This is a genomic window from Pseudomonas sp. LPB4.O (genome assembly GCF_038383825.1).
Classification (GTDB): Bacteria; Pseudomonadota; Gammaproteobacteria; order Pseudomonadales; family Pseudomonadaceae; genus Aquipseudomonas; species Aquipseudomonas putida.
The window spans coordinates 4,993,533-5,019,719 of record NZ_CP151298.1; the positions used below are offsets into that span (position 1 = coordinate 4,993,533).

Annotated in this window: 21 protein-coding genes, 1 tRNA gene and 1 pseudogene; 18 read left to right on the forward strand and 5 right to left on the reverse strand. The window is 63.5% G+C overall.

The annotated features are described in order from the left end of the window. Positions 1-190: 190 nt before the first annotated feature. The 5 genes from MRBLPB4O_RS22560 to MRBLPB4O_RS22580 all read left to right on the forward strand — a co-directional run bounded on the left by MRBLPB4O_RS22560 (position 191) and on the right by MRBLPB4O_RS22580 (position 5,704). Entirely contained in the window at positions 191-1,480 is a 1,290-nt protein-coding gene (locus MRBLPB4O_RS22560; RefSeq protein ID WP_063422238.1) for an OprD family porin, read from the forward strand. A gap of 46 nt (positions 1,481-1,526) precedes the next feature. Next, a complete protein-coding gene (locus tag MRBLPB4O_RS22565) occupies positions 1,527-2,507 on the forward strand; it encodes a tripartite tricarboxylate transporter substrate binding protein (protein WP_049275301.1) in 981 nt (326 codons plus the stop codon). A gap of 199 nt (positions 2,508-2,706) precedes the next feature. Then, complete coding sequence (locus tag MRBLPB4O_RS22570; protein WP_016498162.1) at positions 2,707-3,165, forward strand: tripartite tricarboxylate transporter TctB family protein; 459 nt, start codon at positions 2,707-2,709, stop codon at positions 3,163-3,165. A gap of 3 nt (positions 3,166-3,168) precedes the next feature. Then, positions 3,169-4,683, forward strand: coding sequence for a tripartite tricarboxylate transporter permease (locus MRBLPB4O_RS22575; RefSeq protein WP_063422240.1), 1,515 nt, complete (start codon positions 3,169-3,171; stop codon positions 4,681-4,683). Next, positions 4,676-5,704, forward strand: coding sequence for an AbrB family transcriptional regulator (locus MRBLPB4O_RS22580; protein WP_341796650.1), 1,029 nt, complete (start codon positions 4,676-4,678; stop codon positions 5,702-5,704). The genes MRBLPB4O_RS22575 and MRBLPB4O_RS22580 overlap by 8 nt, the downstream gene beginning before the upstream one ends. A 61-nt stretch (positions 5,705-5,765) precedes the next feature. Here the strand turns inward: MRBLPB4O_RS22580 and ung are convergent, their stop codons facing one another. Continuing rightward, positions 5,766-6,458, reverse strand: a complete 693-nt coding sequence (gene ung, locus MRBLPB4O_RS22585) for a uracil-DNA glycosylase (protein WP_049275302.1) — start codon at positions 6,456-6,458, stop codon at positions 5,766-5,768. A gap of 125 nt (positions 6,459-6,583) precedes the next feature. On the opposite strand from ung, the gene MRBLPB4O_RS22590 reads away from it, so the two are divergent. Further along, positions 6,584-7,690 carry an enoyl-CoA hydratase/isomerase family protein gene (locus MRBLPB4O_RS22590; RefSeq protein WP_341796651.1) on the forward strand — a complete coding sequence of 369 codons (1,107 nt, stop codon included), beginning with the start codon at positions 6,584-6,586 and terminating at the stop codon, positions 7,688-7,690. Positions 7,691-7,720: 30 nt separating this feature from the next. Here MRBLPB4O_RS22590 and MRBLPB4O_RS22595 read toward each other — a convergent pair whose 3' ends face one another. After that, on the reverse strand, positions 7,721-8,170 hold the full coding sequence (locus tag MRBLPB4O_RS22595; RefSeq protein WP_341796652.1) for a hypothetical protein: 450 nt from the start codon (positions 8,168-8,170) through the stop codon (positions 7,721-7,723). A 212-nt stretch (positions 8,171-8,382) separates the two neighbouring features. Between MRBLPB4O_RS22595 and MRBLPB4O_RS22600 the strand changes: the two genes are divergently transcribed. The 7 genes from MRBLPB4O_RS22600 (at position 8,383) to MRBLPB4O_RS22630 (ending at position 15,336) form a co-directional block, all read left to right on the forward strand. Then, positions 8,383-9,864 carry a diguanylate cyclase gene (locus MRBLPB4O_RS22600; RefSeq protein WP_341796653.1) on the forward strand — a complete coding sequence of 494 codons (1,482 nt, stop codon included), beginning with the start codon at positions 8,383-8,385 and terminating at the stop codon, positions 9,862-9,864. Beyond that, positions 9,857-10,069, forward strand: coding sequence for a cysteine-rich CWC family protein (locus MRBLPB4O_RS22605; protein WP_080889236.1), 213 nt, complete (start codon positions 9,857-9,859; stop codon positions 10,067-10,069). Before MRBLPB4O_RS22600 ends, MRBLPB4O_RS22605 begins: the two co-directional genes overlap by 8 nt. Positions 10,070-10,078: 9 nt before the next feature. After that, positions 10,079-10,771 (forward strand): 16S rRNA pseudouridine(516) synthase, encoded by a 693-nt coding sequence (locus MRBLPB4O_RS22610; protein ID WP_341796654.1) that lies wholly within the window; start codon positions 10,079-10,081, stop codon positions 10,769-10,771. A gap of 347 nt (positions 10,772-11,118) precedes the next feature. Next, positions 11,119-12,006: a (R)-3-hydroxydecanoyl-ACP:CoA transacylase gene (gene phaG, locus MRBLPB4O_RS22615; RefSeq protein ID WP_197898586.1), complete on the forward strand. Its 888-nt coding sequence runs from the start codon at positions 11,119-11,121 to the stop codon at positions 12,004-12,006. A 111-nt stretch (positions 12,007-12,117) separates the two neighbouring features. Next, positions 12,118-12,191, forward strand: a tRNA-Gly gene (locus MRBLPB4O_RS22620). Positions 12,192-12,402: 211 nt separating this feature from the next. Continuing rightward, on the forward strand, positions 12,403-14,109 hold the full coding sequence (locus tag MRBLPB4O_RS22625) for a SulP family inorganic anion transporter (protein ID WP_341796655.1): 1,707 nt from the start codon (positions 12,403-12,405) through the stop codon (positions 14,107-14,109). A gap of 216 nt (positions 14,110-14,325) precedes the next feature. Continuing rightward, entirely contained in the window at positions 14,326-15,336 is a 1,011-nt protein-coding gene (locus MRBLPB4O_RS22630; protein ID WP_341796656.1) for a DUF4917 family protein, read from the forward strand. A 45-nt stretch (positions 15,337-15,381) separates the two neighbouring features. Here the strand turns inward: MRBLPB4O_RS22630 and MRBLPB4O_RS22635 are convergent, their stop codons facing one another. Together MRBLPB4O_RS22635 and MRBLPB4O_RS22640 are read right to left on the reverse strand one after the other, a co-directional pair. Then, positions 15,382-16,596, reverse strand: coding sequence for an SAM-dependent methyltransferase (locus MRBLPB4O_RS22635; protein ID WP_341796657.1), 1,215 nt, complete (start codon positions 16,594-16,596; stop codon positions 15,382-15,384). Between the two features lie 144 nt (positions 16,597-16,740). After that, complete coding sequence (locus MRBLPB4O_RS22640) at positions 16,741-17,358, reverse strand: TPM domain-containing protein (RefSeq protein ID WP_341796658.1); 618 nt, start codon at positions 17,356-17,358, stop codon at positions 16,741-16,743. 186 nt (positions 17,359-17,544) lie between these two features. Between MRBLPB4O_RS22640 and bglX the strand changes: the two genes are divergently transcribed. The 5 genes from bglX (at position 17,545) to MRBLPB4O_RS22665 (ending at position 25,887) form a co-directional block, all read left to right on the forward strand. After that, positions 17,545-19,836 carry a beta-glucosidase BglX gene (bglX, locus tag MRBLPB4O_RS22645; protein WP_341796659.1) on the forward strand — a complete coding sequence of 764 codons (2,292 nt, stop codon included), beginning with the start codon at positions 17,545-17,547 and terminating at the stop codon, positions 19,834-19,836. 85 nt (positions 19,837-19,921) lie between these two features. Then, positions 19,922-21,679: an ATP-binding protein gene (locus MRBLPB4O_RS22650; protein WP_341796660.1), complete on the forward strand. Its 1,758-nt coding sequence runs from the start codon at positions 19,922-19,924 to the stop codon at positions 21,677-21,679. Continuing rightward, positions 21,673-23,007: a sigma-54 dependent transcriptional regulator gene (locus tag MRBLPB4O_RS22655; protein WP_341796661.1), complete on the forward strand. Its 1,335-nt coding sequence runs from the start codon at positions 21,673-21,675 to the stop codon at positions 23,005-23,007. Before MRBLPB4O_RS22650 ends, MRBLPB4O_RS22655 begins: the two co-directional genes overlap by 7 nt. Positions 23,008-23,237: 230 nt before the next feature. Then, the gene (locus MRBLPB4O_RS22660) at positions 23,238-24,557 is read left to right on the forward strand and encodes an MFS transporter (RefSeq protein ID WP_201205935.1); all 1,320 of its coding nucleotides are present in this window, start codon (positions 23,238-23,240) and stop codon (positions 24,555-24,557) included. Positions 24,558-24,747: 190 nt separating this feature from the next. Beyond that, positions 24,748-25,887: a Fic family protein gene (locus MRBLPB4O_RS22665; protein WP_341796662.1), complete on the forward strand. Its 1,140-nt coding sequence runs from the start codon at positions 24,748-24,750 to the stop codon at positions 25,885-25,887. On the opposite strand, the pseudogene MRBLPB4O_RS22670 reads toward MRBLPB4O_RS22665, so the two are convergent. Then, a pseudogene (locus tag MRBLPB4O_RS22670) lies at positions 25,866-26,132 on the reverse strand (hypothetical protein); the annotation flags it as partial. The gene MRBLPB4O_RS22665 and the pseudogene MRBLPB4O_RS22670 overlap by 22 nt on opposite strands. Between the last annotated feature and the right edge of the window lie 55 nt (positions 26,133-26,187).

A 26,187-nucleotide genomic window follows, 5' to 3' on the forward strand; every position in this document is an offset into this window, starting at 1 on the left:
CTGCTCGGGTGGGGCGGTGGCGCGGAGTGTACCGCTGTCGCCAGGCCTGTGAAGCCCCTTCTGACAAACCTTTCTCGTTGAAAGGTTAGCGAAAGGTTCGTTGCCTAGCATCGCACCACGGTCGCTCCTCGCGCCGAAAAAAGCACCAGCAAGGTGCAACGAATAAGAACAATAAACGGAGTCATCGACGATGCTGTCATTGCAGCCGCAGGCGTTCGCGCCTACCCGTTCCTTTGCCGCACGCCCCTCTGCCATCGCCAGCGCCCTCGCGCTTGCCGGTGTCGCCCCGATGAGCCAGGCCGCCTTCTTCGAAGACAGCACGGCCACCTTCGAAACCCGCAACATGTACTTCAACCGCGACTTCCGCGATGGCACCAGCGCGCAGCAATCCAAGCGCGACGAGTGGGCCCAGGGCTTCATCCTCAATTTCGAGTCCGGCTACACCGATGGCACCGTAGGCTTCGGTCTGGACGCATTGGGTATGCTCGGCATCAAGCTCGACTCCAGCCCCGACCGCACCGATACCGGCCTGCTGCCGACCCATGATGACGGCAAGGCCGCCGACGAATACTCCAAGCTGGGCCTCACCGGGAAGGTGAAGATTTCCCAGACCGAACTCAAGATCGGCACCCTGATCCCTGAGCTGCCGACGCTGCAGCCCAACGATGGGCGCATCCTGCCGCAAACCTTCGAGGGCGGCCTGCTCACTTCGAAAGAGATCAAGGGCCTGACCTTCACGGGCGGGCGCCTGGACAAGGCCAAGGACCGCAACGACACCAATTGGGAAGACCTGGCGCTGAACAACAAGAACGGCCGCTTTGGTGGCACGTTCAGCGCCGACAACCTGGCCCTGGCCGGCCTGGACTACCAGTTCACCGACCGCATCACCGGCAGCTACCACTTCGCCCAGCTCGACGACATCTACCGCCAGCACTTCATCGGCATGGTCGCCACCCAACCCTGGGGGCCGGGCACCTTGGGCGCCGACCTGCGCCTGGCAGTGAGTGACGATGCTGGCGCTGCCAAAGCCGGCAACATCGACAACACCACCGTCAACGGCATGCTCAGCTACGCCCTGGGCGGGCACAAGGTCAGCGCCGCCTGGCAGCAGCTATCCGGCGACAGCGCCTTCCCGTATGTCGATGGCGCCGACCCGTACCTGGTCAACTTCGTCCAGATCAACGACTTCGCCGGTGCCGACGAGCGTTCCTGGCAGGCGCGTTACGACTACAACTTTGCCGCGCTCGGCGTACCCGGCCTGACCTTCATGACCCGCTACATCAGCGGTGACAACGTCAGCCGTGCCGCCGGTGGCGAAGGCAAAGAGTGGGAACGCAACACCGAATTGAAGTACGTGGTACAAAGCGGCCCGTTGAAGAACGTCGCCGTGCGCCTGCGCAATGCCACCTTCCGCTCCAACTTCGCCCGCGACGCGGACGAAGTGAGGCTGCTGGTGAGCTACAGCGTAGCGCTGTGGTAACCCCATAGCGGTAATCCAAAAACAACAACGCTCACGGAGATAGACGATGACCTTTTCACTGCGCCGCCTCGTCCTCGCTACCGGCTGCCTGCTGCTGGCCGGCAACGCCCTTGCCGCCGAACCGAAACGCCCTGAATGCATCGCCCCCGCCTCGCCCGGCGGTGGCTTCGACCTGACCTGCAAGCTGGTGCAAAGCGCCCTGGTGCAGGAAAAGATCCTCAGCAAGCCGATGCGCGTCACCTATATGCCCGGCGGTGTCGGCGCGGTGGCCTACAACGCCGTGGTCGCTCAACGCCCGGCCGATGCCGGCACCCTGGTGGCCTGGTCCAGTGGCTCCCTGCTGAACCTGGCCCAAGGCAAGTTCGGCCGCTTCGACGAGAACGCCGTGAAGTGGCTGGCAGCTGTCGGCACCAGCTACGGCGCCATTGCGGTGAAAAGCGACTCGCCCTACAAGACCCTCGACGACCTGGTCGCGGCCTTGAAGAAAGACCCCAGCAAGGTGGTGATCGGCTCTGGCGGCACCGTCGGCAGCCAGGACTGGATGCAAACCGCATTGATTGCCAAGGCCGCCGGCATCAACCCGCGTGACCTGCGCTATGTGGCCCTGGAAGGCGGTGGCGAAATTGCCACGGCGCTGCTGGGCGGCCATATCCAGGTCGGCTCTACCGACATCTCCGACTCCATGCCGCACATCCAGAGCGGCAACATGCGCATCCTTGCGGTGTTCTCGGAAAACCGCCTGGACGAGCCCGAGATGAAAGACATCCCTACCGCCAAGGAGCAGGGCTACGACATCGTCTGGCCGGTAGTGCGCGGCTTCTATCTGGGGCCAAAGGTGAGCGACGAGGACTACGCATGGTGGAAGGCATCGTTCGACAAGATGCTGGCCTCGCAAGACTTCGCCGAGCTGCGGGACCAGCGCGAGCTGTTCCCGTTCGCCATGACCGGCGAAGAGCTGGACGGCTATGTGAAGAAGCAAGTGGCCGACTACAAGGCACTGGCCAAGGAATTTGGCCTGATCCAGTAAGCCTGTCGGACTCACCACCACCCCTGTAGGAGCGGCCTTGAGCCGCGATGGGCCGCACAGCGGCCCCTGGCACAGCCGATACGATGCTTCGGACAGATCGCATCGGCAGGTTTGGCGGCCGCTTCGCGCCCGATCGCGACGCAAGGCCGCTCCCACAGGATTTGCATCTCACTTGAGCAATCCCGACGAGGATTCCCCAATGATCCTGCAACGCATCTTCGCCCTGGTCCTGCTGGCGGTGTGCGCCGCCCTGGCCGTGATGGCCTGGCCCTACCAGGCGGCGTTTTCCTATGAACCGGTGGGCCCGCGCGCCTATCCGCTGCTGATGCTCGGCCTGATGGGCCTGGGCCTGTTGTACCTGGTGTTCCGCCCCACGCCCATCGTGCGCAAGGACGACGAACCGGAACTGGACCGCGAAACCCTGACCAAGATCACCGCCTGCGTCGGCCTGCTGATCGTCTTCGCGGCCACCTTCGAAGCCTTGGGTTTCATCCTCAGCGCCATCCTTGTCGGCCTGCCCATGGCCCGGCTGTATGGCGGCCGCTGGCTGCACAGCGCCCTCGTGGTCGTCGGCATGAGCCTGCTGCTCTACTGGCTGTTCGACCGCGTGATGGACGTGCCCCTGCCCCTTGGCCTGCTGAGCGTACTGGAGAACTGACACATGGATACCTTGAGCTACCTGGGCCAGGGCTTCGGCGTTGCCCTGACCCCTTACAACCTGGTCACCGCCCTCTCCGGTACCCTGATCGGCACGGTGGTCGGCCTGCTGCCGGGCCTGGGACCGATCAACGGCGTGGCCCTGCTGATCCCCATCGCCTTCGCCCTGGGCCTGCCGCCAGAGTCGGCGCTGATCCTGCTGGCCGCGGTGTACCTGGGCTGCGAATACGGCGGGCGTATCAGCTCGATCCTGCTGAACATCCCGGGCGAAGCCTCGACCGTGATGACCACCCTGGACGGCTACCCGATGGCTCGCCAAGGCCTGGCGGGCGTCGCACTGTCGCTGTCGGCCTGGAGTTCGTTCATCGGCGCCTTCATCGCCACCTGCGGCATGGTGCTGTTCGCCCCGCTGCTGGCGAAATGGGCCATCGCCTTCGGCCCGGCGGAATACTTCGTACTGATGGTGTTTGCCATCGTCGCCCTGGGCGGCATGGCAGGTGACAAACCGCTAAAAACCTTCATTGCCGCACTGATCGGCCTGTTCCTTTCGGCGGTCGGCATCGATGCCAACAGCGGCGTCTACCGCTTCACCGGTGACAGCGTGCACCTGGCCGACGGCATCCAGTTCGTGGTGCTGGTGCTAGGCCTGTTCTCCATCAGTGAAATCCTGCTGCTGCTGGAAAAGACCCACCATGGTCACCAGGCGGTAAAAGCTACCGGCCGCATGCTGTTCAACTTCAAGGAAGCGGCTTCGGTATTCGTGGTCAACATCCGTTGCGGCCTGCTTGGTTTCATCATGGGCGTTCTGCCCGGCGCCGGCGCGACGCTGGCCAGTGCCGTGGCCTACATGACCGAGAAACGCCTGGCCGGGGAAAGCGGCAAGTTCGGCAAAGGCGATGCCCGTGGCCTGGCAGCGCCGGAAACTGCCATTGGTGCGTCCTGCTGTGGCGCCTTGGTCCCGATGCTGACCCTGGGCGTACCGGGCTCTGGCACAACGGCCGTGATGATCGGCGCCCTGACCCTGTACAACATCACCCCTGGCCCACTGCTGTTCGAACAGCAGCCGGACATAGTCTGGGGCCTGATCGCTTCGCTGTTCGTCGCCAACATCATGCTGGTGATCCTCAACATCCCGATGATCCGCATCTTCACCCGCATCCTCGCCGTGCCAAACTGGGCGCTGGTGCCAGTGATCGCCATCATCACGGCCATTGGCGTATACGCCGTTCATGCCACCACCTTCGACCTGTTCCTGATGGTCGGCATCGGCATCATGGGTTACATCCTGCGCAAGCTGGACTTCCCACTGTCGCCGATCCTGCTCGGTTTCATCCTGGGCGGGCTGATGGAGCAGAACCTGCGCCGTGCACTGTCGATCTCCAACGGTGAACTGGGCATCCTCTGGTCGAGCCCGATCAGCATGGGCGTCTGGGCGCTGGTGGCGCTGATGCTCGCCCTGCCGCTGCTGCGCATCTGGCGCAAACGCAGCCTGCAGCGTCGGGCCCTGGCCGATGCCTGATCGACCGTTGCCTTTGTTTGTCGCAACCGGGCTGGTCGGCCTTGCTGGCGGTTACCTCGCCAGCAAGGTTGGCTGGCCTTTGCCGTGGATGGTGGGTTCGCTGCTGGCCATCATCCTGGTGCGCTGCCTGACGCCCTGGCAGTTGTCGGAAATTCCCAGCGGCCGAAAATGCGGGCAGTGCATCATCGGCATCGGCATTGGCCTGCACTTTACGCCGGCAGTGATCGAGCAAGTGGGTAGCCATTTTGCGCTGATCTTCTTCGGCGCCCTGTTCACCACCCTGTCCAGCGTGATCGGCGTGTGGCTGCTGCGGCGCACCGGTGAAGACCGCGCCACGGCATTCTTCGCCAGCATGCCTGGCGGCTCGGGGGAGATGGTCAACCTTGGTGCCCGGAACGGTGCAGTGCTCAGCCAGGTGGCGGCAGCGCAGAGCCTGCGGGTGCTGGCAGTGGTGCTGTGCGTGCCCGCGCTGTTCAAGTTTCTGCTGGGTGACGGGGTGCCGCTCAATCATGCCGGCAGCGTCAGCTGGGGCTGGCTGGCCCTGATCACCCCGCTCGGCGTTGCCGTTGCGCTGCTCTGGCAACGGTTGCACCAGCCCAACCCCTGGCTGTTCGGGCCATTGCTGGTGGCGGCCACGGTCAGCCTGGCCGGCAACCTGCAGATCGCCCTGCCCAATGGCGCCAGCCAGATCGGCCAGTGGCTGATCGGCAGTGGCCTGGCCTGCCACTTCAACCGCGCCTTCTTCCGCCGGGCCCCATCGTTCCTGGGGCGCACGCTGCTGGCCACGGCGCTGTGCATGGCCATTGCCGGCAGTGCCGCGTGGGTGTTGAGCGTGATGACAGCGCTGGACCTGCGTTCGCTGACGTTGGGGATGATGCCGGGGGGCATTGCCGAAATGAGTCTGACAGCAGAGACCCTGCAACTGTCCGTGCCTTTGGTGACGGCGCTGCAGGTGATGCGCTTGCTGTTCGTGCTGTTTCTGGCGGAGCCGTTATTCCGGCTGTGGAACGCAAACCAGTAATAATCGCGTCGCCTGCTTCGCGGGCTTGCCCGCGAAGAAGGCGACGCGGTGTTTCAGGTGATTAGAGCGGTGGCACCGCCCAGTTGATCGGCGCCAGCCCACGTTGTTCGAGGAAGCTGTTGGTCCGGCTGAAATGCCCACACCCCAGGAACCCGCGGTAAGCCGACAACGGCGACGGATGCACCGACTTCAGCACCAGGTGCTTGGTCCCGTCGATCAGCTTCTGCTTGCTTTGCGCATGTGCCCCCCACAACAGGAACACCACGTTCGGGCACTGCTCGCTGACCACCTGGATCACCCGATCGGTAAAGAACTCCCAACCCTTCTTGGCATGCGACGCCGCATTGGCCCGCTCCACGGTCATGGTGGTGTTGAGCAGCAGCACGCCCTGCTCGGCCCAGCTTTGCAGGTAGCCGTGGCTGGCGATCGGGATGTTCAGGTCGCGCTGCATTTCCTTGTAGATATTGACCAGCGACGGCGGCGTGGCCACGCCCGGCTGTACCGAGAAGCACAGGCCGTGCGCCTGGCCTGGCCCGTGGTAGGGGTCCTGCCCGAGTATGACCACCTTCACCTGGTCCAGCGGCGTCGAGTTCAGCGCATTGAAGATCAGCGGCCCTGGCGGGTAGATTTCCTTGCCGGCGGCACGCTCGCTGCGCAGGAACTCGCGCAGTTGATGCATGTAGGGCTGGTCGAATTCAGCGCGCAATGCGGCTTTCCAGCTGGGTTCGAGTTTGATGCGATCGTCGTCAGTCATGGGGCCATCCGTAATCAATGGCGCGACACTAGGTAAGCCCTTCCCGCTTGTCAAACGATCCGACCGACGACCGGCATGTTCGGTCAGGCAGGCCATACTTGTGCGATGACTGAGCGAGGTAGTCCATGGCCATTCATTGTGAGGTACTCACCGGCGCCGACGGCGCCCGCATCGGCATCGCCACCCTGGATGCGCCCAAGGCGCTCAATGCCCTGAGCCTGCCGATGATCGAGGTGCTGGGCGAGCAATTGCACGCCTGGGCCCGCGACCCGGGGGTTGTCTGCGTGCTGCTGCGCGGCAACGGCGCCAAAGCCTTCTGCGCCGGAGGCGATGTGCGGGCGCTGGTGCAGGCCTGCCGTGACCACCCCGGGAGCGTACCGCCCCTGGCCGCCTCTTTCTTTGCCGCAGAGTACCGCCTGGACTACGCCCTGCACACCTACCCCAAACCGCTGCTGTGTTGGGGCCACGGGCATGTGCTGGGGGGTGGCATGGGGCTGCTGCAAGGCGTCAGTGTACGCATCGTCACACCCAGCAGCCGTTTGGCCATGCCGGAAATCAGTATCGGGCTGTACCCCGACGTGGGTGCCAGCTGGTTCCTCGCCCGGCTGCCGGGCAAACTGGGGTTGTTCCTGGGGCTGACGGGCGCGCCAATCAACGCACGCGACGCCCTTGACCTGGGCCTGGCCGACCGTTTTTTTGGCGAGCATCAGCAAGAGGCGCTGGTCGAAGAGCTGCTGCAACTGAACTGGCAGGAGCAGACCGCCCTGCAACTGAACAGCCTGCTCAAGGCCGAACAGCACCGCGCCTGCGCCGAGTTGCCCGAAGCCCAGTGGTTGCCGCGGCGGCAGGTGATCGATGCATTGCTCGACGTGGCCGATGCAGCGGCGGCCTGGCGTGCACTGGAGGGGCTCAAGCACCATGACGACCCACTGCTCGCAGAAGCAGGCCAGCGGCTGCACGAAGGCTGCCCGCTGACCGCCCATCTGGTATGGGAGCAGATTCGCCGGGCGCGTCATCTCTCATTGGCGCAGGTGTTCCAGATGGAATACTGCATGAGCCTGAATTGCTGCCGCCATCCGGAATTCAGCGAAGGCGTACGAGCCCGCTTGCTGGACAAGGACAACCACCCCCGCTGGCACTGGCCGGATGTGGCTCAGGTACCGGCGGCGGTGGTCGAGGCGCATTTTTCCAAGGCATGGGAAGGGCGGCATCCATTGGCGGACCTGAGTTGACTTCAACAACCTGGGGCTGGGTTCAATCACCTACCGCTGCCAGTTACCCCCGCGCCCTTGGCCACGTCGGCCATCCCAGCGCCCGCCGTCATTGCGCTGCCCATTGGAGTGCCAGTTGCCATGCTGGTAGCGCTGGCTGCCATCACGATAATCATGCCGGTCCCGATCCTGCCTGTAGTCCTGGCGCTGGCGGTTGCCGTAGTCATTGCGCGGGTTGCCGTGCCACTGCTGCATCCCCGGCTGCGGATACGGCCGGTATTGCGGCGCAGGCGCCGACCGATGGTAATAGCGCGGTGCCGGCTGGTAGTAATAGCGCGGTTGCGGCGTCACGTAGTAGCGGTCATAGCGGTAATACCCTGGCGACACGTAGCGGTCGGTGGAGTAGTAATCCGAACGGTAATAGCCCCCGCTCTCGTAGTACGGGGCGCAGGCGGAAGTCATCAGCCCTAGCAGGGCGATCAACAGGATTCGATAAGACATGGCGGCCTCCTGGACCGCTGGAGTGCCCGAACAGCGGCGCTGACGAGCGTGGATGCGTAATGCGTTCATCGACACTGAATAAGACAGTGAAGCCGAGGTGCAGTGCCATTTTTGCAATAATTTGATACAGGTGCGATAACCCTGAAAAACTTGCAGTCATTTGCCGGTCATCTCACTAGAATAGGCGCCCAGGCACACATCACGGGAAGATCATGCCGCTACGGTCCGCTCTGTTCTCGCAGCGCTCGCTGATCCTGACCCTGCTGGTGCTACTGGCCTGCGGCTTCCTCGCCACTTCGCTACTCAGCTACTTCTCCTCACGCAGCGCCATCCGCGACGGCATCATCAATACGGAACTGCCGCTGACCTCCGACACGGTCTACTCGGAAATCCAGAAGGACCTGATTCGCCCGGTGCTGATCGCCTCGATGATGGCCCAGGACACCTTCCTGCGGGACTGGGTGCTGTCCGGCGAGCAGGATACCGAGCGCATGACCCGCTACCTTGGCGAAGTCATGGGCAAGCAGGACACCTTCACGTCGTTTTTCGTGTCTGACCGCACCCTCACCTACTACCAGGCCAAAGGCGTGCTCAAGAAGGTAGAGCCCGGCACCTGGCGCGATGCCTGGTATTTCCGCCTGCGCGACCTCAAGGCGCCCTATGAGATCAACGTCGATCTGGACATGGCCAACCAGGACAGCCTGACCGTGTTCATCAACTATCAGGTACATGACTACCAGCACCGCTTCATCGGAGCCGCCGGTGTCGGGCTGAGCGTATCGTCGGTGGTCCAGCTGATCGACCAGTACCAACGCCGCTACCAGCGCTCTGTGCTGTTCACCGACGCCAAGGGCAAGGTGCTGATGACCGGCTCGGAAGGTGGCCCGCATGGTCTGCGGGTCGGCCAGCCGCTCAGCGACAACCCTGAACTGAACGACGTACTGGCCGAGCAGTTGGTGCCCGGTGAAGGCAGCCACGAATACCGCGACAGCGACAACCACAGCCACTTCCTCAACGTGCGCCACCTGCCCGAACTGGACTGGTACCTGTTGGTGGAAAAGCGCGAAACCGGCGCCCTCGACCGCATCCGCCACTCCCTGTACCTGAACCTGGCCATCTGCACGATGATCACCCTGGTGGTGCTGGCGCTGGTGCATGCCATGGTCCGCCGTCACCAGGCCAGCACCGAAGCCCTGGCCACCCTCGACAGCCTCACCGGCCTGCCCAACCGGCGCAGCTTCGACCTGCTCGCCGCCCAGGCTTTGCACGAAGCCCAGCGCGACAGTGGGCCGCTGGTGGCGTTGCTGATCGACCTGGACCACTTCAAGGCACTGAACGACACCCACGGCCACCTGGCAGGCGACGAAGTGCTGCGCCAATTTGCCAATGTACTGCAAGGCAGCCTGCGCCAGTCGGATATACTGTGCCGCTGGGGCGGTGAGGAATTCATCGTGCTGCTGCGTGAAGCCGAAGGCCGGCAGGCCATCGAGGTGGCGGAAAAGATCCGCCGCCGCACCGAACAGTTGACCTTCAGCTACGAAGAACAGCCGCTGCGCCTCACCACCAGCATCGGCCTGAGCAGCCTGCAGCCAGGGGATACCCTACACGCCCTGCTGACCCGCGCCGACCGTGCGCTCTATCGTGCCAAGCAGGCCGGCCGCAACCGCGTCTGCAGTGAAACCCGCCATGAATGACAGCCAACACTGCCCCGCTTGCGGTGCCCTCAACCAATGCAGCCTGGCCGACCCGCGCCGCGCTACCCAGGCCTGCTGGTGCTACAGCGTGACCATCGACCCGGCCGTGCTGCAGGCCCTGCCCGCCGAGTTGCGGAACAAAGCCTGCCTGTGCCCGCGTTGCGCTGCCGTTGAAGAGCAACTCCGATCAACCACTCCCCACTGACCTGTTCCAATGCGCCTCGACCGTTTCCTCGCCAACCTCCCCAGCCACAACCGCCAGCAAGTTCGCCTGATGCTGGCGCAACGCCGTGTGCGGGTGGAGGGCGTGGTGGTCAGCGACCCGCTGACCGAGATACGTGAATTCAGCCGTGTCGAGTTGGACGACCAGTTGCTCCAGGCGGGCCGCCCCGCACGTTACCTGATGCTGCACAAGCCACAGGGTTGCGTCAGCGCCACCCAGGACCCGCAGCACCCCACCGTGCTCGACCTGCTGCCAACAGCGCTCCGCGATGACCTGCACATTGCCGGGCGACTGGATTTCAACACCACCGGGCTGATGATCCTGACCAACGATGGCCAGTGGTCACGGCGCCTGACCCAGCCTGCCACCAAGCTGCCCAAGCATTATCTGGTGGAAACCGAAGACGACATTGCCGAGCACTATGTGGCCAAGTTCCGTGAGGGCTTCTACTTCGCCTTCGAAGACCTCACCACCCAACCTGCCCAGCTGGACATCCTCGGGCCGCGACGCGCTCGATTGGCTATCTTCGAAGGGCGCTATCACCAGGTAAAACGCATGTTCGGGTTCTTCGACAACAAGGTGGTGGGGCTGCATCGGGAGAGCATGGGGGCGATCCGGCTGGACACGAGTTTGGCGCCGGGGGAGTTCCGGGAACTGACGGCGGCCGAGATAGCCACTGTCTAGGCCGGGGCAGACACTAAGGGGTCGCCATACGACCACTCAGCGACAAAAGTCACATTTCTCCCCGAACGGCACTTGCGCGATCCGCGAGCCACTGCTTGAATCCAAATCGTCAGTCTGCATGTGACTAGCAAGTCACGCCCGCAGTCGAAGACACCTTTTGCCGGCTACCCAAGGCCTCGATGCCTTGGGGCACGGCAAATTGCCCCGCCAAAAACAATACCGTCGACGCAAGTGCCAAGGATCGACACAGGGCCCCCCGGTTTTCTCTTCAGGCAAATGCCTACCTGTCATAAAGAACGTGCACCCTAGGTGACGCGAATACCCTTTTTGCGCCAGGAGTCGATGACATGAGGCCAGAAATCGCTGTACTTGATATCCAAGGTCAGTATCGGGTTTACACGGAGTTCTATCGCGCGGATGCGGCCGAGAATACGATCATCCTGATCAATGGCTCGCTCGCCACCACCGCCTCGTTCGCCCAGACGGTACGTAACCTGCACCCGCAGTTCAACATCGTGCTGTTCGACCAGCCGTATGCTGGCAAGTCCAAGCCGCACAACCGTCAGGAACGCCTGATCAGCAAGGAGACCGAGGCGCATATCCTCCTTGAGCTGATCGAGCACTTCCAGGCAGACCACGTGATGTCGTTCTCGTGGGGTGGCGCAAGTACGCTGCTGGCGCTGGCGCACCAGCCACGTAAGGTGAAGAAGGCAGTGGTGAGTTCGTTCTCGCCGGTGATCAACGAGCCGATGCGCGACTATCTGGACCGTGGCTGCCAGTACCTGGCCGCCTGCGACCGGTATCAGGTCGGCAACCTGGTCAACGACACCATCGGCAAGCACTTGCCGTCACTGTTCAAGCGCTTCAACTACCGGCACGTCAGCAGCCTGGACAGCCATGAGTACGCGCAGATGCACTTCCACATCAACCAGGTGCTGCAGCACGACCTGGAGCGAGCGCTGGATGGTGCGCGAAATATCGACATCCCGGTACTGTTCGTCAACGGTGACCGCGACGAGTACACCACGGCCGAAGATGCCCGGCAGTTTGGCAAGCATGTGGGCAGAAGCCACTTCAGCGTGATCCGCGACGCGGGCCATTTCCTCGACATGGAAAACAAGACCGCCTGTGAAAACACCCGCAGCGTCCTGCTTGGCTTCCTCAAGCCGACCGTGCGTGAACCTCGTCACCGCTACCAGCACGTTCAACAGGGGCAGCATGCATTGGCTATCTGAGCGCCTCGGCACTCTGTAACTGATACCCGCAGGCTATGGGGTGCCGACAAGCTTTTTTATAACTTGGGCTTCTAATTCGTGAAGGGTTCTGGTAAAAAGTGCTGCGCAGACGCGGGTATAGTTTAGTGGCAAAACGAAAGCTTCCCAAGCTTTAGTTGAGGGTTCGATTCCCTCTACCCGCTCCACATCGCATTCCAGCATGACGTTCCAGCAACGTCATCGCAGTCAAAAGGAGCCTTGGCTCCTTTTTTCGTTTCTGCCCCCCACGTTGACCTGGCCCATGGCCATTTGCCTGCCGATCCGCTTCAATGCGCAGCGGGTGCATACGCCTGCAAGCGAAACGGCTTGTGGCGGATATGCTCACTGGATTCTTGAAACATTTCGAAAGGATGACGCATGTTTCTATCCCGCTGGCTACCAGGCCTTGCCAACCTCCTGCACTATCGGCGCGAGTGGCTGCATGCCGACCTGCAGGCCGGGCTCTCGGTCGCGGCGATCCAGATCCCCATCGCCATCGCCTACGCGCAAATCGTCGGCCTGCCACCACAATACGGCCTGTATGCCTGCGTCCTGCCGATGATGGTCTACGCCCTGATCGGCAGCTCGCGCCAACTGATGGTCGGCCCCGACGCTGCCACCTGCGCGATGATCGCCGGCGCCGTGGCACCGCTGGCCATGGGCGACCCGCAGCGCATTGTCGAACTGTCGGTGATCGTCACCGTGCTGGTTGGCGTGATGCTGATTGGCGCCGGCCTGGCCCGTGCCGGCTTCATCGCCAGCTTCTTTTCGCGGCCGATCCTGATCGGCTACCTTAACGGCATCGGCCTTAGCCTGATCGCCGGGCAGCTGTCCAAGGTGGTGGGCTTCAAGATCGAAGGCGACGGTTTCATCCTCAGCCTGATCAACTTCTTCCAGCGCCTGGGCGAAATTCACTGGGTCACGTTGCTCATCGGCCTGGCCGCCCTGGGCCTGCTGATCTGGCTGCCGCGGCGCTACCCGCGCCTGCCTGCAGCCCTCACGGTCGTGGCGCTGTTCATGCTGCTGGCCGGCCTGTTCGGCCTTGACCGCTTCGGCGTTGCCGTCCTCGGCCCGGTACCTGCCGGCATCCCGCAGCTGGCCTGGCCGCACAGCAACCTGGAGGAAATGAAAAGCCTGTTGCGCGACGCCCTGGGTATTGCCACCGTCAGCTTCTGCAGTGCCATGCTGACTGCGCGCAGCTTTGCCGCCCGGCATGGCTATGCGATCAACGCCAACCACGAGTTTGTCGCCCTGGGCGTCAGCAACCTGGCCGCCGGGGTTTCCCAGGGCTTTGCCATCAGTGGCGCCGACTCGCGTACGGCGGTCAATGACATGGTCGGTGGCAAAAGCCAGCTGGTGGGCATCATCGCGGCACTGGTCATCGCCCTGATCCTGCTGTTTTTCACCGCGCCCATGGCGTGGATCCCGCAGGCTTCACTGGGCGCCGTGCTGCTGATGGCCGGTTGGGGGCTGATCGACATCAAGTCGCTGGGTAGCATCCGGCGTCTCAGCCGCTTCGAGTTCTGGCTGTGCCTGCTGACCACGGCGGGCGTACTGGGCCTGGGTGTGCTGCCCGGTATCGTGTTTGCCGTGACCCTGGCGATCCTGCGCCTGCTGTACAGCATCTATCAGCCCACCGATGCGGTACTGGGCTGGCTGCCGGGCACCGAAGGCCAGGTCGACATCCGCAAATTCAAGGACGCGCGCACCGTGCCTGGGCTGGTGGTTTACCGCTTCGACGACGCGATCCTGTTCTTCAACGCCGACTACTTCAAGATGCGCCTGCTCGAGGCGGTACAGAGCCAGGACCAGCCCAAGGCCGTGCTGTTCGATGCCGAAGCTGTCACAAACATCGACGTCAGCGGCATCGCTGCCCTGCGTGAAGTACGCGACACCCTGGCAGCGCAGGGCATCTTCTTTGCCATCGCACGCGCCCGGGGTACGTTCCTGCGCATGCTGGTGCGCTCGGGGATGGCGCGGGAAATGGAAGAAAAGCTGCTGTTTGGTTCGGTGCGGGCCGGGATTCGGGCGTACCGGGTTTGGCGTAACCGGAGCCGCAGTGTGCCGGCTGCCGAGCAGGGCTAAAGAGGTGTTTTATTGCCACTGGCCCTATCGCCGGCAAGCCAGCTCCCACAGGTACCACGCAAGGCTCATGGGCTGTGCCGTACCTGTGGGAGTTGGCTTGCCGGCGACAGGGCCAGTGCAGGCAACACAAGCCCCTGGCGTGGACACCAACCCTCGCACACCGTGCATGACATGCTAAAGTCGCCCCCGTTCTCCGCTCCACCAACGGACCCCAGCATGCCCGCACTTGACGCCACCCTCACCCCCTGGCCAGAACTCGCTGCCCGCCACCCCTGCGACGCCCTGCTGCTGGGCAACGGTGCCAGCCGCGCAGTGTGGAAGCCGTTTGGCTACTTCTCGCTGTTCGAGGAAGCGCAACGCGCCGGCCGCAAGAAAGGCCTGGCGGTCAGCGACCAGGCGCTGTTCAAATCCTTGGGCACAGAGCTGTTCGAGCCCGTGCTCAGCGCCCTCAACACCACCGTGCGCGCCAACGCGGCGCTGGCCATCAACTCCACCGCGCCGCTGAACCGCTACTACTCGATCAAGGAAGGGTTGATCCACGCCGTGCGCACAGTGCACTTGCCGTGGTCACTGATGCCAGCCACCACGCTGGCAGCCTTCAACCAGGCCTTGCGCGGCTACCGCAGCGTCTACACCAGCAACTACGACCTGCTGCTGCCATGGGCTGTGCAACACGCCCCGCAGGGCTTCGCCAGTTTGTTCGACGAGCAAGGCTTCTTCGATGTACGCCGCACCCGCAGCGAAGGCACCCGGGTGCTGCACCTGCATGGCGGCCTGCACCTGCTCAAGCTGCCCGACGGCACCACCCGCCAACGCAGCGCCGACCACGCAGAGCTGCTCGATGGCTTTGCGGTGAACATCCCGGGGGAGGTGCCGCTGTTCGTCAACGAAGACCGCAGCGACGAAAAACTGCGCGCCATCCGCAACTCGGACTACTTGGGCTGGTGCCTGGGGCAGCTGGCACAGGAGAGCCAGGGGCTATGCCTGTTCGGGCAGCATCTGGACAGCAGCGACCAGCACCTGCTCGAAGCTATCCGACAGGCGCGGCCAAAGCATCTGTCGATTGCCATAAGGCCGTTGAGCGAGGCTTCGGTGATCAACCAGAAGCAACACTACATTGATCGGTTCGGGGATCTGACGGGCACGCAGGTGCATTTCTTTGATGCCAGTACGCATCCGTTGGGGCTGGCAGATTTGGCGATCGAGCTACCAGCCGCTCGACGCTAGCACGCTCCCAGCAGGAGCGCGCGCGCAGGCTTGCTGGGGTTGCCGTCAGAGCAACCCATCCGCCCGCAGCAACGTCTCCAGGCAATGCTCCTGCACCCCATAAAACGCCTTCAGCTGGCCAATCTTCTCCAGCAACGCCCCGTTGTCCCCCGCCTTCTGCCGCTTCACCGCAAGAATCATCTTGTTCTTGTTGGTGTGCTCCAGCGAGATGAACTCGAACACCTTGGTCTCGTAACCGCAGGCTTCCAGGTACAGCGCCCGCAGGCTGTCGGTCAGCATTTCGGCCTGCTGGCCCAGGTGCAGGCCGTACTGCAGCATGGGTTGCAGCAACCCCGGGCTGTGCAGTTGCGGGCGGATCTGTTTGTGGCAGCACGGCGAGCACATGATGATCGCGGCGTTGCAGCGGATGCCGGTATGGATGGCGTAGTCGGTGGCGATGTCACAGGCATGCAGGGCGATCATCACCTCGATGGCCTCTGGCACCACGCTGCGCACGTCACCGCACTGAAACTCCAGGCCCGGGTGCTCCAGGCGAGCGGCAGCGGTGTTGCACAGGTCGACCATGTCCTGGCGCAGTTCCACACCTGTCACCTGTGCATCGCGGCCCAGGCTGTTGCTCAGGTAGTCGTGCATGGCGAAGGTCAGGTAGCCCTTGCCCGAGCCAAAGTCGGCCACCCGCAGTGCCTGCCCGGCCGGCACCGGGGCGCTGGCCAGGGCGTGGTCGAAGACCTCGATGAACTTGTTGATCTGCTTCCACTTGCGCGACATCGACGGAATCAACGCGCCTTGTGCATCGGTTACGCCCAGGTCACGCAAAAACGGGCGCGACAACTCCAGGTAACGCTTCTTCTCGCGGTCATGGCCGCTGCTGGCAGTGACCTCACGCGGTGCCTGTGCGCCGTGACGCTGCAGCATCGGCTTGCCCTTCTTGCTGAAGGTCAGTTGCACTTCGCCGTCAGCATCGAACAGGTGGGCGTTGCGGAAGCTGTCTGGCAGCAGCTCGGCGACCAGCGCCTGGGCCTGGTCCAGCGGCAGGTTGCGGGTGATGTCGCGGGTCTGGTGGCGGTAGACCAGCGAAAGGCACGGCTGGCCCTTGACCTGCAGCGGCTTGGCGATGATCCGTTGCAAGGTCTGGTCGGCACCGACATGGCGCGCCAGCACCAGTTTGACCAAGGTATCGCCGTGCAGGGCGGCGTTCAGCAGGTCGAGAAACTGAGCGCGCGCATCCGGCGCGGAGGGGGCGGAAGTACTGGCGGACATGGAGAAACGGTGCCTCGAATAGCGGGAAGCGCATTCTACACCCTGTAGGAACGGGTTTACCCGCGAATGCGTCGGTGGCCTCCAGGCAGCATTCGCGGGTGAACCCGCTCCCACCGGGAACGCGTCAAGCCAGGCGGATCCGGATCAATCGAGAATCACCAAGCGGTTGGGCAACTCGTTGCGAGTATGGGTTGGCGGCACGTGCTGGCTAAGCAGCTCGCCACACGCCTCGATGCACTCGACAAAGCCTTGCAAGGTCCGGCCCTGGCGCACCTGTTCGGCAAAGCGCGCTCCGATGGCCGCGCGGGCTTCGGCGTCCAGGCAGTGCTCGATACCGCGGTCGACCAGGATCTCCACATGCCGCTCCGCCTCGCTGACAAAAATCAGCACACCCGTAGCGCCTGCGGTGCGCTGCAGGTTCTGCTCGCGAAACTGCTGGCGGGCCAGCCGTGAAGCACGCCAGCGACGCAGTGCACGGGGGATCAGCCAGCCGGCCAGGCGCGGGTTGCGCAGCAGCAGGCACAAGCCGACGAACAGCAACACGTTGGCCACCAGCAAGCCACGCACGCTGGGCCAACCCAGCAGCCAATGCAACAGGCCTGGCACCGCCAGCGCCAGCACGGCGGCCCACAACAGCGGCCAATAGGCGTAATCGTCGGCGCGGCGAGCCAGCACCGTCACCAGTTCGGCATCGGTGCGCCGTTCGGCACGCGCAATGGCTTCGGCAATCTGCCGTTGATGGTACTCGTCGAAGGGGGTCATGCCGTCGGTCTCTTGAGCGTTCTTATAGTTGTTGTCCCGGCACTCGGGGCTTCATCCGCAGACGACATATTCAGGCATAATCCGCTGCTGGAAAGTAAGCCTGCGAATCGTACAACAATAGCCGCCTGAAAACTTCGGCCGCGCGCGTATCACCCTGGATACGGCAGAGGCCCCACAACGGAATTGATGATGAAACTGTCTTTGCTGGGCCTGGCCATGGGCCTTGCCAGTCAGGCGGCCCTTGCCGCCCCCTATGCCCCGCCCCTGCAGGACAAGCAGGCATTCATCGAGCACCTGATCAGCCAGATGACCGAAGCCGAGAAAATCGGCCAACTGCGCCTGATCAGCATCGGCCCGGAAATGCCCCACGAAAAGATCCGCGAAGAAATTGCCGCCGGCCGCATCGGTGGCACCTTTAACTCGCGCACCGCGCCCGAAAACCGCCCGATGCAGGACGCGGCCATGCGTAGCCGCCTGAAGATCCCGATGTTCTTCGCCTACGACACCATTCACGGCGAACGCACCATCTTCCCGATCGGCCTGGGCATGGCCGCCACCTGGGACATGGACGCCGTCGCCAAGGTGGGCCGCACGGCAGCCATCGAAGCCTCGGCCGACGCCCTGGACATGACCTTCGCACCCATGGTCGATATCGCCCGCGACCCGCGCTGGGGCCGTACCAGCGAAGGCTTCGGCGAGGACACCTACCTGACCTCGAAAATCGGCCAGGTGATGGTGCGGTCGTTCCAGGGCAGCAGCCCGGCCAACCCCGACAGCATCATGGCCATCGTCAAGCACTTCGCCCTATACGGCGCAGTGGAAGGCGGACGCGACTACAACACGGTCGATATGAGCCTGCCGAAAATGTACAACGACTACCTGCCGCCCTACCGCGCCGCGCTCGACGCCGGTGCTGGCGGGGTAATGGTGGCGTTGAACTCGATCAACGGTGTGCCGGCCACCTCCAACACCTGGCTGATGAACGACCTGCTGCGCAAGGAGTGGGGCTTCAAAGGCGTGACCATCAGCGACCACGGCGCTATCCAGGAACTGATCCGCCACGGCGTCGCCCGCGACGGCCGTGAAGCCGCCAAGCTGGCGATCAAGGCCGGCATCGACATGAGCATGAACGACACCCTGTACGGCGAAGAGCTGCCAGGCCTGCTGAAGTCCGGCGAAGTGACCCAGCGCGAACTGGACCAGGCGGTACGCGAAGTGCTCGGCGCCAAGTACGACATGGGCCTTTTCAAGGACCCCTACGTGCGCATCGGCAAAGCCGAAACCGACCTGAAGGACTATTACGGCAACGACCGCCTGCACCGCGAAGCTGCGCGTGACGTGGCACGCCGCAGCCTGGTGCTGCTGGAAAACCGCAACCAGACCCTGCCGCTGAAAAAGGCCGGCACCATCGCCCTGGTCGGCCCGCTGGCCGATGCCCCCATCGACATGATGGGCAGCTGGGCCGCCGACGGTAAACCGGTGCACTCGGTAACCGTGCGCGAAGGCCTGCGCCGCGCCGTGGAAGGCAAGGCCAAGCTGGTCTACGCCAAAGGCTCCAACGTCACGGGCGACAAGGCGATCCTCGATTACCTGAACTTCCTCAACTTCGATGCCCCGGAAATCGTCGACGACCCGCGCCCGCCTGCGGTGCTGATCGATGAAGCGGTCAAGGCGGCCAGGCAAGCCGATGTGGTGGTGGCAGTGGTCGGCGAGTCCCGCGGCATGTCCCACGAGTCGTCGAGCCGTACCACCCTGGAGATCCCGGCCAGCCAGCGCGAGCTGATCAAGGCCCTGAAGGCCACTGGCAAACCGCTGGTGCTGGTGCTGATGAACGGCCGGCCGCTGTCGATCAGCTGGGAGCGCGAGCAGGCCGACGCCATCCTCGAAACCTGGTTCGCCGGCACCGAAGGTGGTAATGCCATCGCCGACGTGCTGTTTGGTGACTACAACCCGTCCGGCAAGCTGGCCATCACCTTCCCGCGCTCGGTCGGGCAGATCCCGATGTACTACAACCACACCCGCATCGGTCGCCCGTTCACCCCTGGCAAACCAGGCAACTACACCTCGCAGTACTTTGAAGAGCCCAACGGCCCGCTGTACCCGTTCGGCTATGGCCTGAGCTACAGCAGCTTCGAGCTGTCGGGCCTGAAGCTGTCGAACAAGGACCTCAAGCGCGGCGACACACTGGAGGCCAAGGTGACGGTGGCGAACACCGGCAAGGTAGCCGGCGAGACCGTGGTGCAGCTGTACCTGCAGGACGTGTCGGCGTCGATGAGCCGCCCGGTCAAGGAACTCAAGAACTTCCAGAAGCTGATGCTCAAGCCGGGCGAGTCACGCACCTTGACCTTCCGCATCAGCGAGGACGACCTGAAGTTCTACAATGGCCAGCTGCAGCGGGTTGCCGAGCCAGGGGAATTCAATGTCCAGGTCGGGCTGGATTCCCAGGCGGTGCAGCAGCAGAGCTTCGAACTGCTGTAACTGAAAGGTCGCCTGTACCGGCCTTTTCGCGGGCTTGCCCGCGAAGAGGCAGGCCCCGATATCACAATCATCCGGATCCGCCCCGATGCCCTTTTCCTTTCGCGCCCTGCGTCTGGGGCTGATCACTCTGCTGATCGTGCTGGGTACCGCCCTCAGTGCTGGTTGGGCCATGCACCAGGCCAAGCGCCAGGCCATGGAAGACGACGCCCAGCGTGCCAGCCAGCAGTTGGGCCTGTACGCCAATACCCTGCACACCCTGATCGACCGCTACCGCGCCCTGCCCGCCGTGCTGGCGCTGGACCCGGAGCTGATCGCCGCCCTGCGTGGCCCGGCCAGCGAAGAGGTGCAGGACGCCCTGAACCGCAAGCTTGAACGCATCAACGGCGCCGCAAACTCCTCCACCCTCGAACTGCTCGACCGCACCGGCCTGGCCATCGCCGCCAGCAACTGGCGGCTGCCCAGCAGCTATGTCGGCTCCAACTACGGCTTCAGGCCCTATTTCAAGCAAACCCGCAGCCAGGGCAGTGGCCGCTTCTACGCCGTGGGCGTGACCAGTGGCGTGCCGGGCTACTTCCTCGCCAGCGCGGTGAACGACGAGCATGGCCGCTTCCTCGGTGCCATGGTGGTGAAGCTGGAGTTCCCGGAACTTGAACGCGAGTGGCGCCAGGGCAGCGACATCCTGCTGGTGAGCGATGCCCGCGGCATCACCTTCATCGCCAACCAGGACGGCTGGCGCTACCGCGAGCTGCAGCCGCTCAGTGGTGCCGACCGTGCCGAGCTTGCCGAAACCCGCCAGTACGACAAACAACCGCTGGTGCCGTTGCAGCATCAGGTGCTGACGCGCTTTGCCGCCAACAGCACCCTGAGCCGCGTGCAAGGCCCTGAGGGCAGCGCCGAATACTTGTGGGAAAGCCTGCCACTGGAAGGCGAAAACTGGACTTTGCACCTGCTGCGCAAACCGCAGGTCACTGCCGACGGCCGCAATGCCGCCTTGGGCGCCGCCGCCGTTTGGCTGAGCCTGGTGTTCGCCGCCCTGTTCGTCAGCCAGCGCCTGCGCCTGGCCCGTCTGCGCCAGCGCAGCCGCGAAGAGCTCAAGCGCCAGGTCGAGGAACGCACTCGCGAACTGCGCACGGCTCAAGAGGGCCTGGTGCAATCAGCCAAGCTGGCGGCGCTCGGGCAGATGTCGGCAGCCATGGCTCACGAAATCAACCAGCCGCTGACCACCCAGCGCATGCAACTGGAAACCCTGCGCCTGCTGCTCGACCATGGCCGCCATGACGAGGCGCGCCAGGCCCTGGAGCCGCTGGAGCAGATGCTGACGCGCATGGCCGCGCTCACCAGCCACCTGAAAACCTTTGCCCGCAACAGCCCGGTCGGCCTGCGCGAGCGCCTCGACCTGGCCACCGTGGTCGACCAGGCCCTGCACCTGCTGGAAACCCGCATTCGCAGCGAAGAGGTAGAGGTGGCCCTGTACCTGGCGCGCCCGGCTTGGGTACGCGGCGATGCCATTCGCCTGGAGCAAGTGCTGATCAACCTGTTGCGCAATGCTCTCGACGCCATGGCCGACAAGCGCTACAAACGCCTGGAGGTGCGCATCGAACCCGAGGGCGAGCGGTGGCGCCTGAGCGTGCTGGACTCGGGGGGCGGCATCCCCGAGGCCAACCTGGCCAAGGTCTTCGACCCGTTCTTCACCACCAAGCCGGTGGGTGAAGGCCTGGGCCTGGGGCTGGCCATTTCCTACGGTATCGTCCACGAGGCCGGTGGCCAGCTGCAGGTCGAAAACCTGCCCGGTGGTGCACGCCTGAGCCTTACCCTGCCCCGTGACCTGGAGCCTGTATGTTGAATTCAGTGATCGTCGTCGATGATGAACCCAGTATCCGCAGTGCGGTCGAGCAATGGCTGAGCCTGTCCGGCTTCAGCGTGCAACTGTTCGCGCGCGCCGAAGAGTGCCTGGCCCACCTGCCGCAGCACTTTCCCGGGGTCATCATCAGCGATGTGCGCATGCCGGGCATGGATGGCCTGCAATTGCTCGAACGCCTGCAGGCGGACGACCCCGACTTGCCCGTCATCTTGTTGACTGGCCACGGCGACGTGCCCATGGCAGTGGAAGCCATGCGCAGCGGTGCCTACGACTTTCTCGAAAAGCCCTTCACCCCGCAGCACTTGCTGGGCAGCCTGCGCCGGGCCTTGGAAAAGCGCCAGCTGGTGCTGGAAAACCGCCGGCTGCACGAACAGGCAGACCTCAAGTCACGCCTGGAAGGCACCCTGCTGGGCATGTCGCAGGGCCTGCAACAGCTGCGCCGACAAGTACTGGAGCTGGCCAGCCTGCCGGTCAATGTGCTGATCCGTGGCGAAACCGGCAGTGGCAAGGAGCGCGTGGCCCGCTGCCTGCACGATTTTGGCCCTCGCGCCGGTAAACCCTTCGTCGCACTCAACTGCGCGGCCATTCCCGAGTCGCTGTTCGAGGCCGAGCTGTTTGGCCACGAAAGCGGCGCCTTCACCGGCGCCCAGGGCAAGCGCATCGGCAAGCTGGAGTACGCCAACGGTGGTACGGTGTTTCTCGACGAAATCGAGAGCATGCCGCTGGCGCAGCAGGCCAAGCTGTTACGCGTGATCCAGGAGCAGAAGCTGGAGCGCCTGGGTGCCAACCAGAGCATCAGCGTCGACCTGCGTGTCATTGCCGCGACCAAGCCCGACCTGCTCGAAGAGGCCCGCGCCGGGCGCTTTCGCGAAGACCTTGCCTATCGCCTGAATGTGGCCGAGTTGCGCCTGGCGCCGCTGCGTGAGCGGCGTGAAGACATTCCTCTGCTGTTCGAGCACTTTGCCCGCGCTGCAGGCGAAAAGCTGGGCCGTGCTGCCCCGCTGCTGTCGGGCGCACAACTGGCACAGCTGCTGTCCCATGACTGGCCGGGCAACGTACGTGAGCTGGCCAATGCGGCGGAACGCCATGCGCTGGGGCTGAGTTCGCCGAACATCGAAGTGGCACCTGCCGGGCAGTCGCTGGGCGAACAGATGGAAGCGTTCGAGGCGCAATGCCTGCGCGCAGCCTTGCGCCAGCATGGGGGCGAGATCAAGTCGGTGATGGAGGCGTTGCAGTTGCCGCGGCGTACGCTTAACGAAAAGATGCAGCGGCATGGGCTGGTGCGCGAGGATTTTGTCGGGCGCGAATGAGCGGATTTCCGCTTACCTGCAATCGCTGATAGGCAAAAATCCGCTTATTTCAGAACGATCATGGGGCTGCTTCGCAGCCCTTCGCGGCGCAAGGCCGCTCCTACAGGCCAGCTATCACGCGGTTCTGCCCTCAAATGAATCAGCCTGCACCCATTTGGCACACCTTCTGCAACCGCCTTGGCAAGCTGCGCCACGGCGCGCTCCACAAAAACAACGAGAAGGTATCCCTGATGGATAACGCCACCTCCCTGCCCGCCGGGGCGGCCACTGCGCCCGCCGCGGAAAAAACCACCGCCAGCCGCCTGAAGTCGATCTTCAGCGGGTCCATCGGCAACATGGTCGAATGGTACGACTGGTACGTCTACGCCGCATTCTCGCTGTACTTCGCAAAGGCCTTTTTCCCGGCCGGTGATTCCACCGCACAATTGCTCAATACCGCCGCGATCTTCGCCGTGGGCTTCCTCATGCGCCCGATCGGGGGCTGGCTGATGGGCCTGTACGCCGACCGCAAAGGCCGCAAGGCCGCGCTGATGGCCTCGGTACTGCTGATGTGCGCAGGCTCGCTGGTCATTGCCCTGACCCCGGGCTACGAAACCATCGGCGTCGCCGCACCGATCCTGCTGGTCATCGCCCGCCTGCTACAAGGCTTGTCGGTGGGTGGCGAGTACGGCACCTCGGCCACCTACCTCAGCGAAATGGCCAGCAAGGAACGCCGTGGCTTCTTCTCCAGCTTCCAGTACGTGACCCTGATCTCCGGCCAGCTCATCGCCCTGGCGGTACTGATTGTCCTGCAGCAGACCCTGACCACAGAGCAGCTGTATGCCTGGGGCTGGCGCGTGCCGTTCGTGATCGGTGCACTGTGCGCAGTGGTGGCCCTGTACCTGCGTCGCGGCATGGAAGAAACCGCCTCGTTCACCAAGAAGGAAAAGGCCAAGGAAAGCCTGATGCGCACCCTGCTGCGCCACCCCAAGGAACTGATGACCGTGGTCGGCCTGACCATGGGCGGCACCCTGGCCTTCTACACCTACACCACCTACATGCAGAAGTACCTGGTCAACACCGTGGGCATGAGCATCAGCGACTCGACCACCATCTCGGCCGCTACGCTGTTCCTGTTCATGTGCCTGCAGCCGGTGATCGGTGGCCTGTCGGACAAGATCGGCCGACGTCCGATCCTGATCGCCTTCGGTGTGCTCGGCACTCTGTTCACCGTACCGATCCTCAGCACCCTGCACACCATCCAGACCTGGTGGGGCGCATTCTTCCTGATCATGGCGGCGCTGATCATCGTCAGCGGCTACACCTCGATCAATGCCGTGGTCAAGGCAGAGCTGTTCCCAACGGAAATTCGCGCCCTGGGCGTTGGCCTGCCGTACGCCCTGACCGTATCGATCTTCGGCGGCACCGCCGAGTACGTGGCCTTGTGGTTCAAGAGCGCAGGCATGGAAAGCGGCTTCTACTGGTACGTCACCGCCTGTATCGCCTGCTCGCTGCTGGTTTACGCGACCATGAAGGACACCAAGCAACACTCGCGGATTACTACTGACTGACGCTGGTTGGCAACACTGAAAGGGGGCGCTCCATTACATGGGCGCCCCCTTTTTCATGACGCACGACAACCTGTGAGCCGATTAGCGGCATTATTCGGCTCACAGTTTGAGCCGAATAGCGCTATTATTCGGCTCACCCAATGAGCCGAATAGCCGGCTTATTCGGCTCACAGGATGGACCGGCACAATCATGAACAGCCCTTTGTGGATCTGGCAGCAACCAGCCTGGCCCCAATTTACCTGGCAAAACGAAGCCATTGCCCCGCTCCTGCGCAACTGCATCAGCATGCAAGGTCGTCTGCTGGGCAAGATCGGCAGCATCGATGGGCTCAGCGAGTGCCAGAACATGCTGGATACGCTGCTGCAGAACATCGTCACCTCCTCGGCAATCGAAGGTGAACAGCTGAATGTGGGCTCGGTGCGCTCTTCTCTTGCCCGTCGGCTGGGCATGGATGAACCGGGAGCCACCAGTGCCCGCAGTGAAGGGCTGGCGGAACTGATGCTGGATGCAACACAAGGGTATGACCGACCACTGACCCTGCAACGCCTGTTCACTTGGCACCAGTGGCTATTCCCGGAAGTACAAGGCGCCTTGAGCAAGGCGGTACTGGTCGGCCGGTTACGTGATGAAGTGCCCATGCAGGTGATCTCCGGCCGTCTCGACAAGCCCACCGTGCATTTCCAGGCACCACCGCGCGAGGGTCTTGAAACACAGCTCGCGGCGTTTCTCGACTGGTTTGCCAACAGCCTCGATATCGCTGGTCTGGATCCGCTGTTACGCGCCGGTATTGCGCACTTCTGGTTTGTCACGCTGCACCCGTTCGATGATGGCAATGGTCGGCTGACCCGGGCGATCACCGACCTGGCGCTGGCCCAAGCTGAGCGCCAGGCCATTCGCTTCTATGCCATGTCCGCCAGCATCCTCGAGGACAGGGCCGGCTATTACCAGGTCCTGGAGAGCAGCCAGAAAGGGGACCTGGATATCACCCGCTGGTTGTCCTGGTTCCTTGCCACATTGCTGCGCAGCCTCGAACAGGCACTGGCAAACATCGACCGGATACTGGCCAAGGCCAGGTTCTGGCAGGCGCATCGCGCAGATGGCTTGCTGCCTGAACAGGTCAAGGTGCTCAACAGGTTGCTTGATGGCGGCCCCCACGGTTTCGAGAAGGGCATCAGCGCCACGCAGTACCAGGCAGTGGCGAAGGTTTCCAAGGCCACTGCGACCCGCCACCTTACCGACCTGCTCGACAAGGCTTGCCTGGTTCGCCTGCCAGGCGGGGGCCGCAGTACCCGCTATCGCATCAACACTCAGGACATCTCCAACGCCTGACGCGGCTCACGGCGCTGGTACCAGGTGGCCATCAGCACGAGCACCAGCAGCACCCCGCCCAGCACGGCCGACGAACCGATTGTGCCGAAGTCCAGGCCGCCCTTTTCATGTGGCTTGGTGAGGAAGTCGCCCAAGGTGGCGCCAAACGGGCGGGTGAGCACGAACGCCACCCAGAACAACACCACGCCGGGGATGCGCGTCCAGTAACGGGCCACGACCACCAATGCGATGGCGCTGCCGATCATGACCCAGAAGGCCAAGGTGATTTGCGGGAGTTTGTTCATTGTTTTGCCGCTCCAG

What these genes read in the sequence shown, in the direction of transcription:
- MRBLPB4O_RS22560 (WP_063422238.1), top strand. Translation starts at nt 191, where the DNA reads ATGCTGTCATTGCAGCCGCAGGCGTTCGCGCCTACCCGTTCCTTTGCC.
- MRBLPB4O_RS22565 (WP_049275301.1), top strand. Translation starts at nt 1,527, where the DNA reads ATGACCTTTTCACTGCGCCGCCTCGTCCTCGCTACCGGCTGCCTGCTG.
- MRBLPB4O_RS22570 (WP_016498162.1), top strand. Translation starts at nt 2,707, where the DNA reads ATGATCCTGCAACGCATCTTCGCCCTGGTCCTGCTGGCGGTGTGCGCC.
- MRBLPB4O_RS22575 (WP_063422240.1), top strand. Translation starts at nt 3,169, where the DNA reads ATGGATACCTTGAGCTACCTGGGCCAGGGCTTCGGCGTTGCCCTGACC.
- MRBLPB4O_RS22580 (WP_341796650.1), top strand. Translation starts at nt 4,676, where the DNA reads ATGCCTGATCGACCGTTGCCTTTGTTTGTCGCAACCGGGCTGGTCGGC.
- ung (WP_049275302.1), bottom strand. Translation starts at nt 6,458, where the DNA reads ATGACTGACGACGATCGCATCAAACTCGAACCCAGCTGGAAAGCCGCA.
- MRBLPB4O_RS22590 (WP_341796651.1), top strand. Translation starts at nt 6,584, where the DNA reads ATGGCCATTCATTGTGAGGTACTCACCGGCGCCGACGGCGCCCGCATC.
- MRBLPB4O_RS22595 (WP_341796652.1), bottom strand. Translation starts at nt 8,170, where the DNA reads ATGTCTTATCGAATCCTGTTGATCGCCCTGCTAGGGCTGATGACTTCC.
- MRBLPB4O_RS22600 (WP_341796653.1), top strand. Translation starts at nt 8,383, where the DNA reads ATGCCGCTACGGTCCGCTCTGTTCTCGCAGCGCTCGCTGATCCTGACC.
- MRBLPB4O_RS22605 (WP_080889236.1), top strand. Translation starts at nt 9,857, where the DNA reads ATGAATGACAGCCAACACTGCCCCGCTTGCGGTGCCCTCAACCAATGC.
- MRBLPB4O_RS22610 (WP_341796654.1), top strand. Translation starts at nt 10,079, where the DNA reads ATGCGCCTCGACCGTTTCCTCGCCAACCTCCCCAGCCACAACCGCCAG.
- phaG (WP_197898586.1), top strand. Translation starts at nt 11,119, where the DNA reads ATGAGGCCAGAAATCGCTGTACTTGATATCCAAGGTCAGTATCGGGTT.
- MRBLPB4O_RS22625 (WP_341796655.1), top strand. Translation starts at nt 12,403, where the DNA reads ATGTTTCTATCCCGCTGGCTACCAGGCCTTGCCAACCTCCTGCACTAT.
- MRBLPB4O_RS22630 (WP_341796656.1), top strand. Translation starts at nt 14,326, where the DNA reads ATGCCCGCACTTGACGCCACCCTCACCCCCTGGCCAGAACTCGCTGCC.
- MRBLPB4O_RS22635 (WP_341796657.1), bottom strand. Translation starts at nt 16,596, where the DNA reads ATGTCCGCCAGTACTTCCGCCCCCTCCGCGCCGGATGCGCGCGCTCAG.
- MRBLPB4O_RS22640 (WP_341796658.1), bottom strand. Translation starts at nt 17,358, where the DNA reads ATGACCCCCTTCGACGAGTACCATCAACGGCAGATTGCCGAAGCCATT.
- bglX (WP_341796659.1), top strand. Translation starts at nt 17,545, where the DNA reads ATGATGAAACTGTCTTTGCTGGGCCTGGCCATGGGCCTTGCCAGTCAG.
- MRBLPB4O_RS22650 (WP_341796660.1), top strand. Translation starts at nt 19,922, where the DNA reads ATGCCCTTTTCCTTTCGCGCCCTGCGTCTGGGGCTGATCACTCTGCTG.
- MRBLPB4O_RS22655 (WP_341796661.1), top strand. Translation starts at nt 21,673, where the DNA reads ATGTTGAATTCAGTGATCGTCGTCGATGATGAACCCAGTATCCGCAGT.
- MRBLPB4O_RS22660 (WP_201205935.1), top strand. Translation starts at nt 23,238, where the DNA reads ATGGATAACGCCACCTCCCTGCCCGCCGGGGCGGCCACTGCGCCCGCC.
- MRBLPB4O_RS22665 (WP_341796662.1), top strand. Translation starts at nt 24,748, where the DNA reads ATGAACAGCCCTTTGTGGATCTGGCAGCAACCAGCCTGGCCCCAATTT.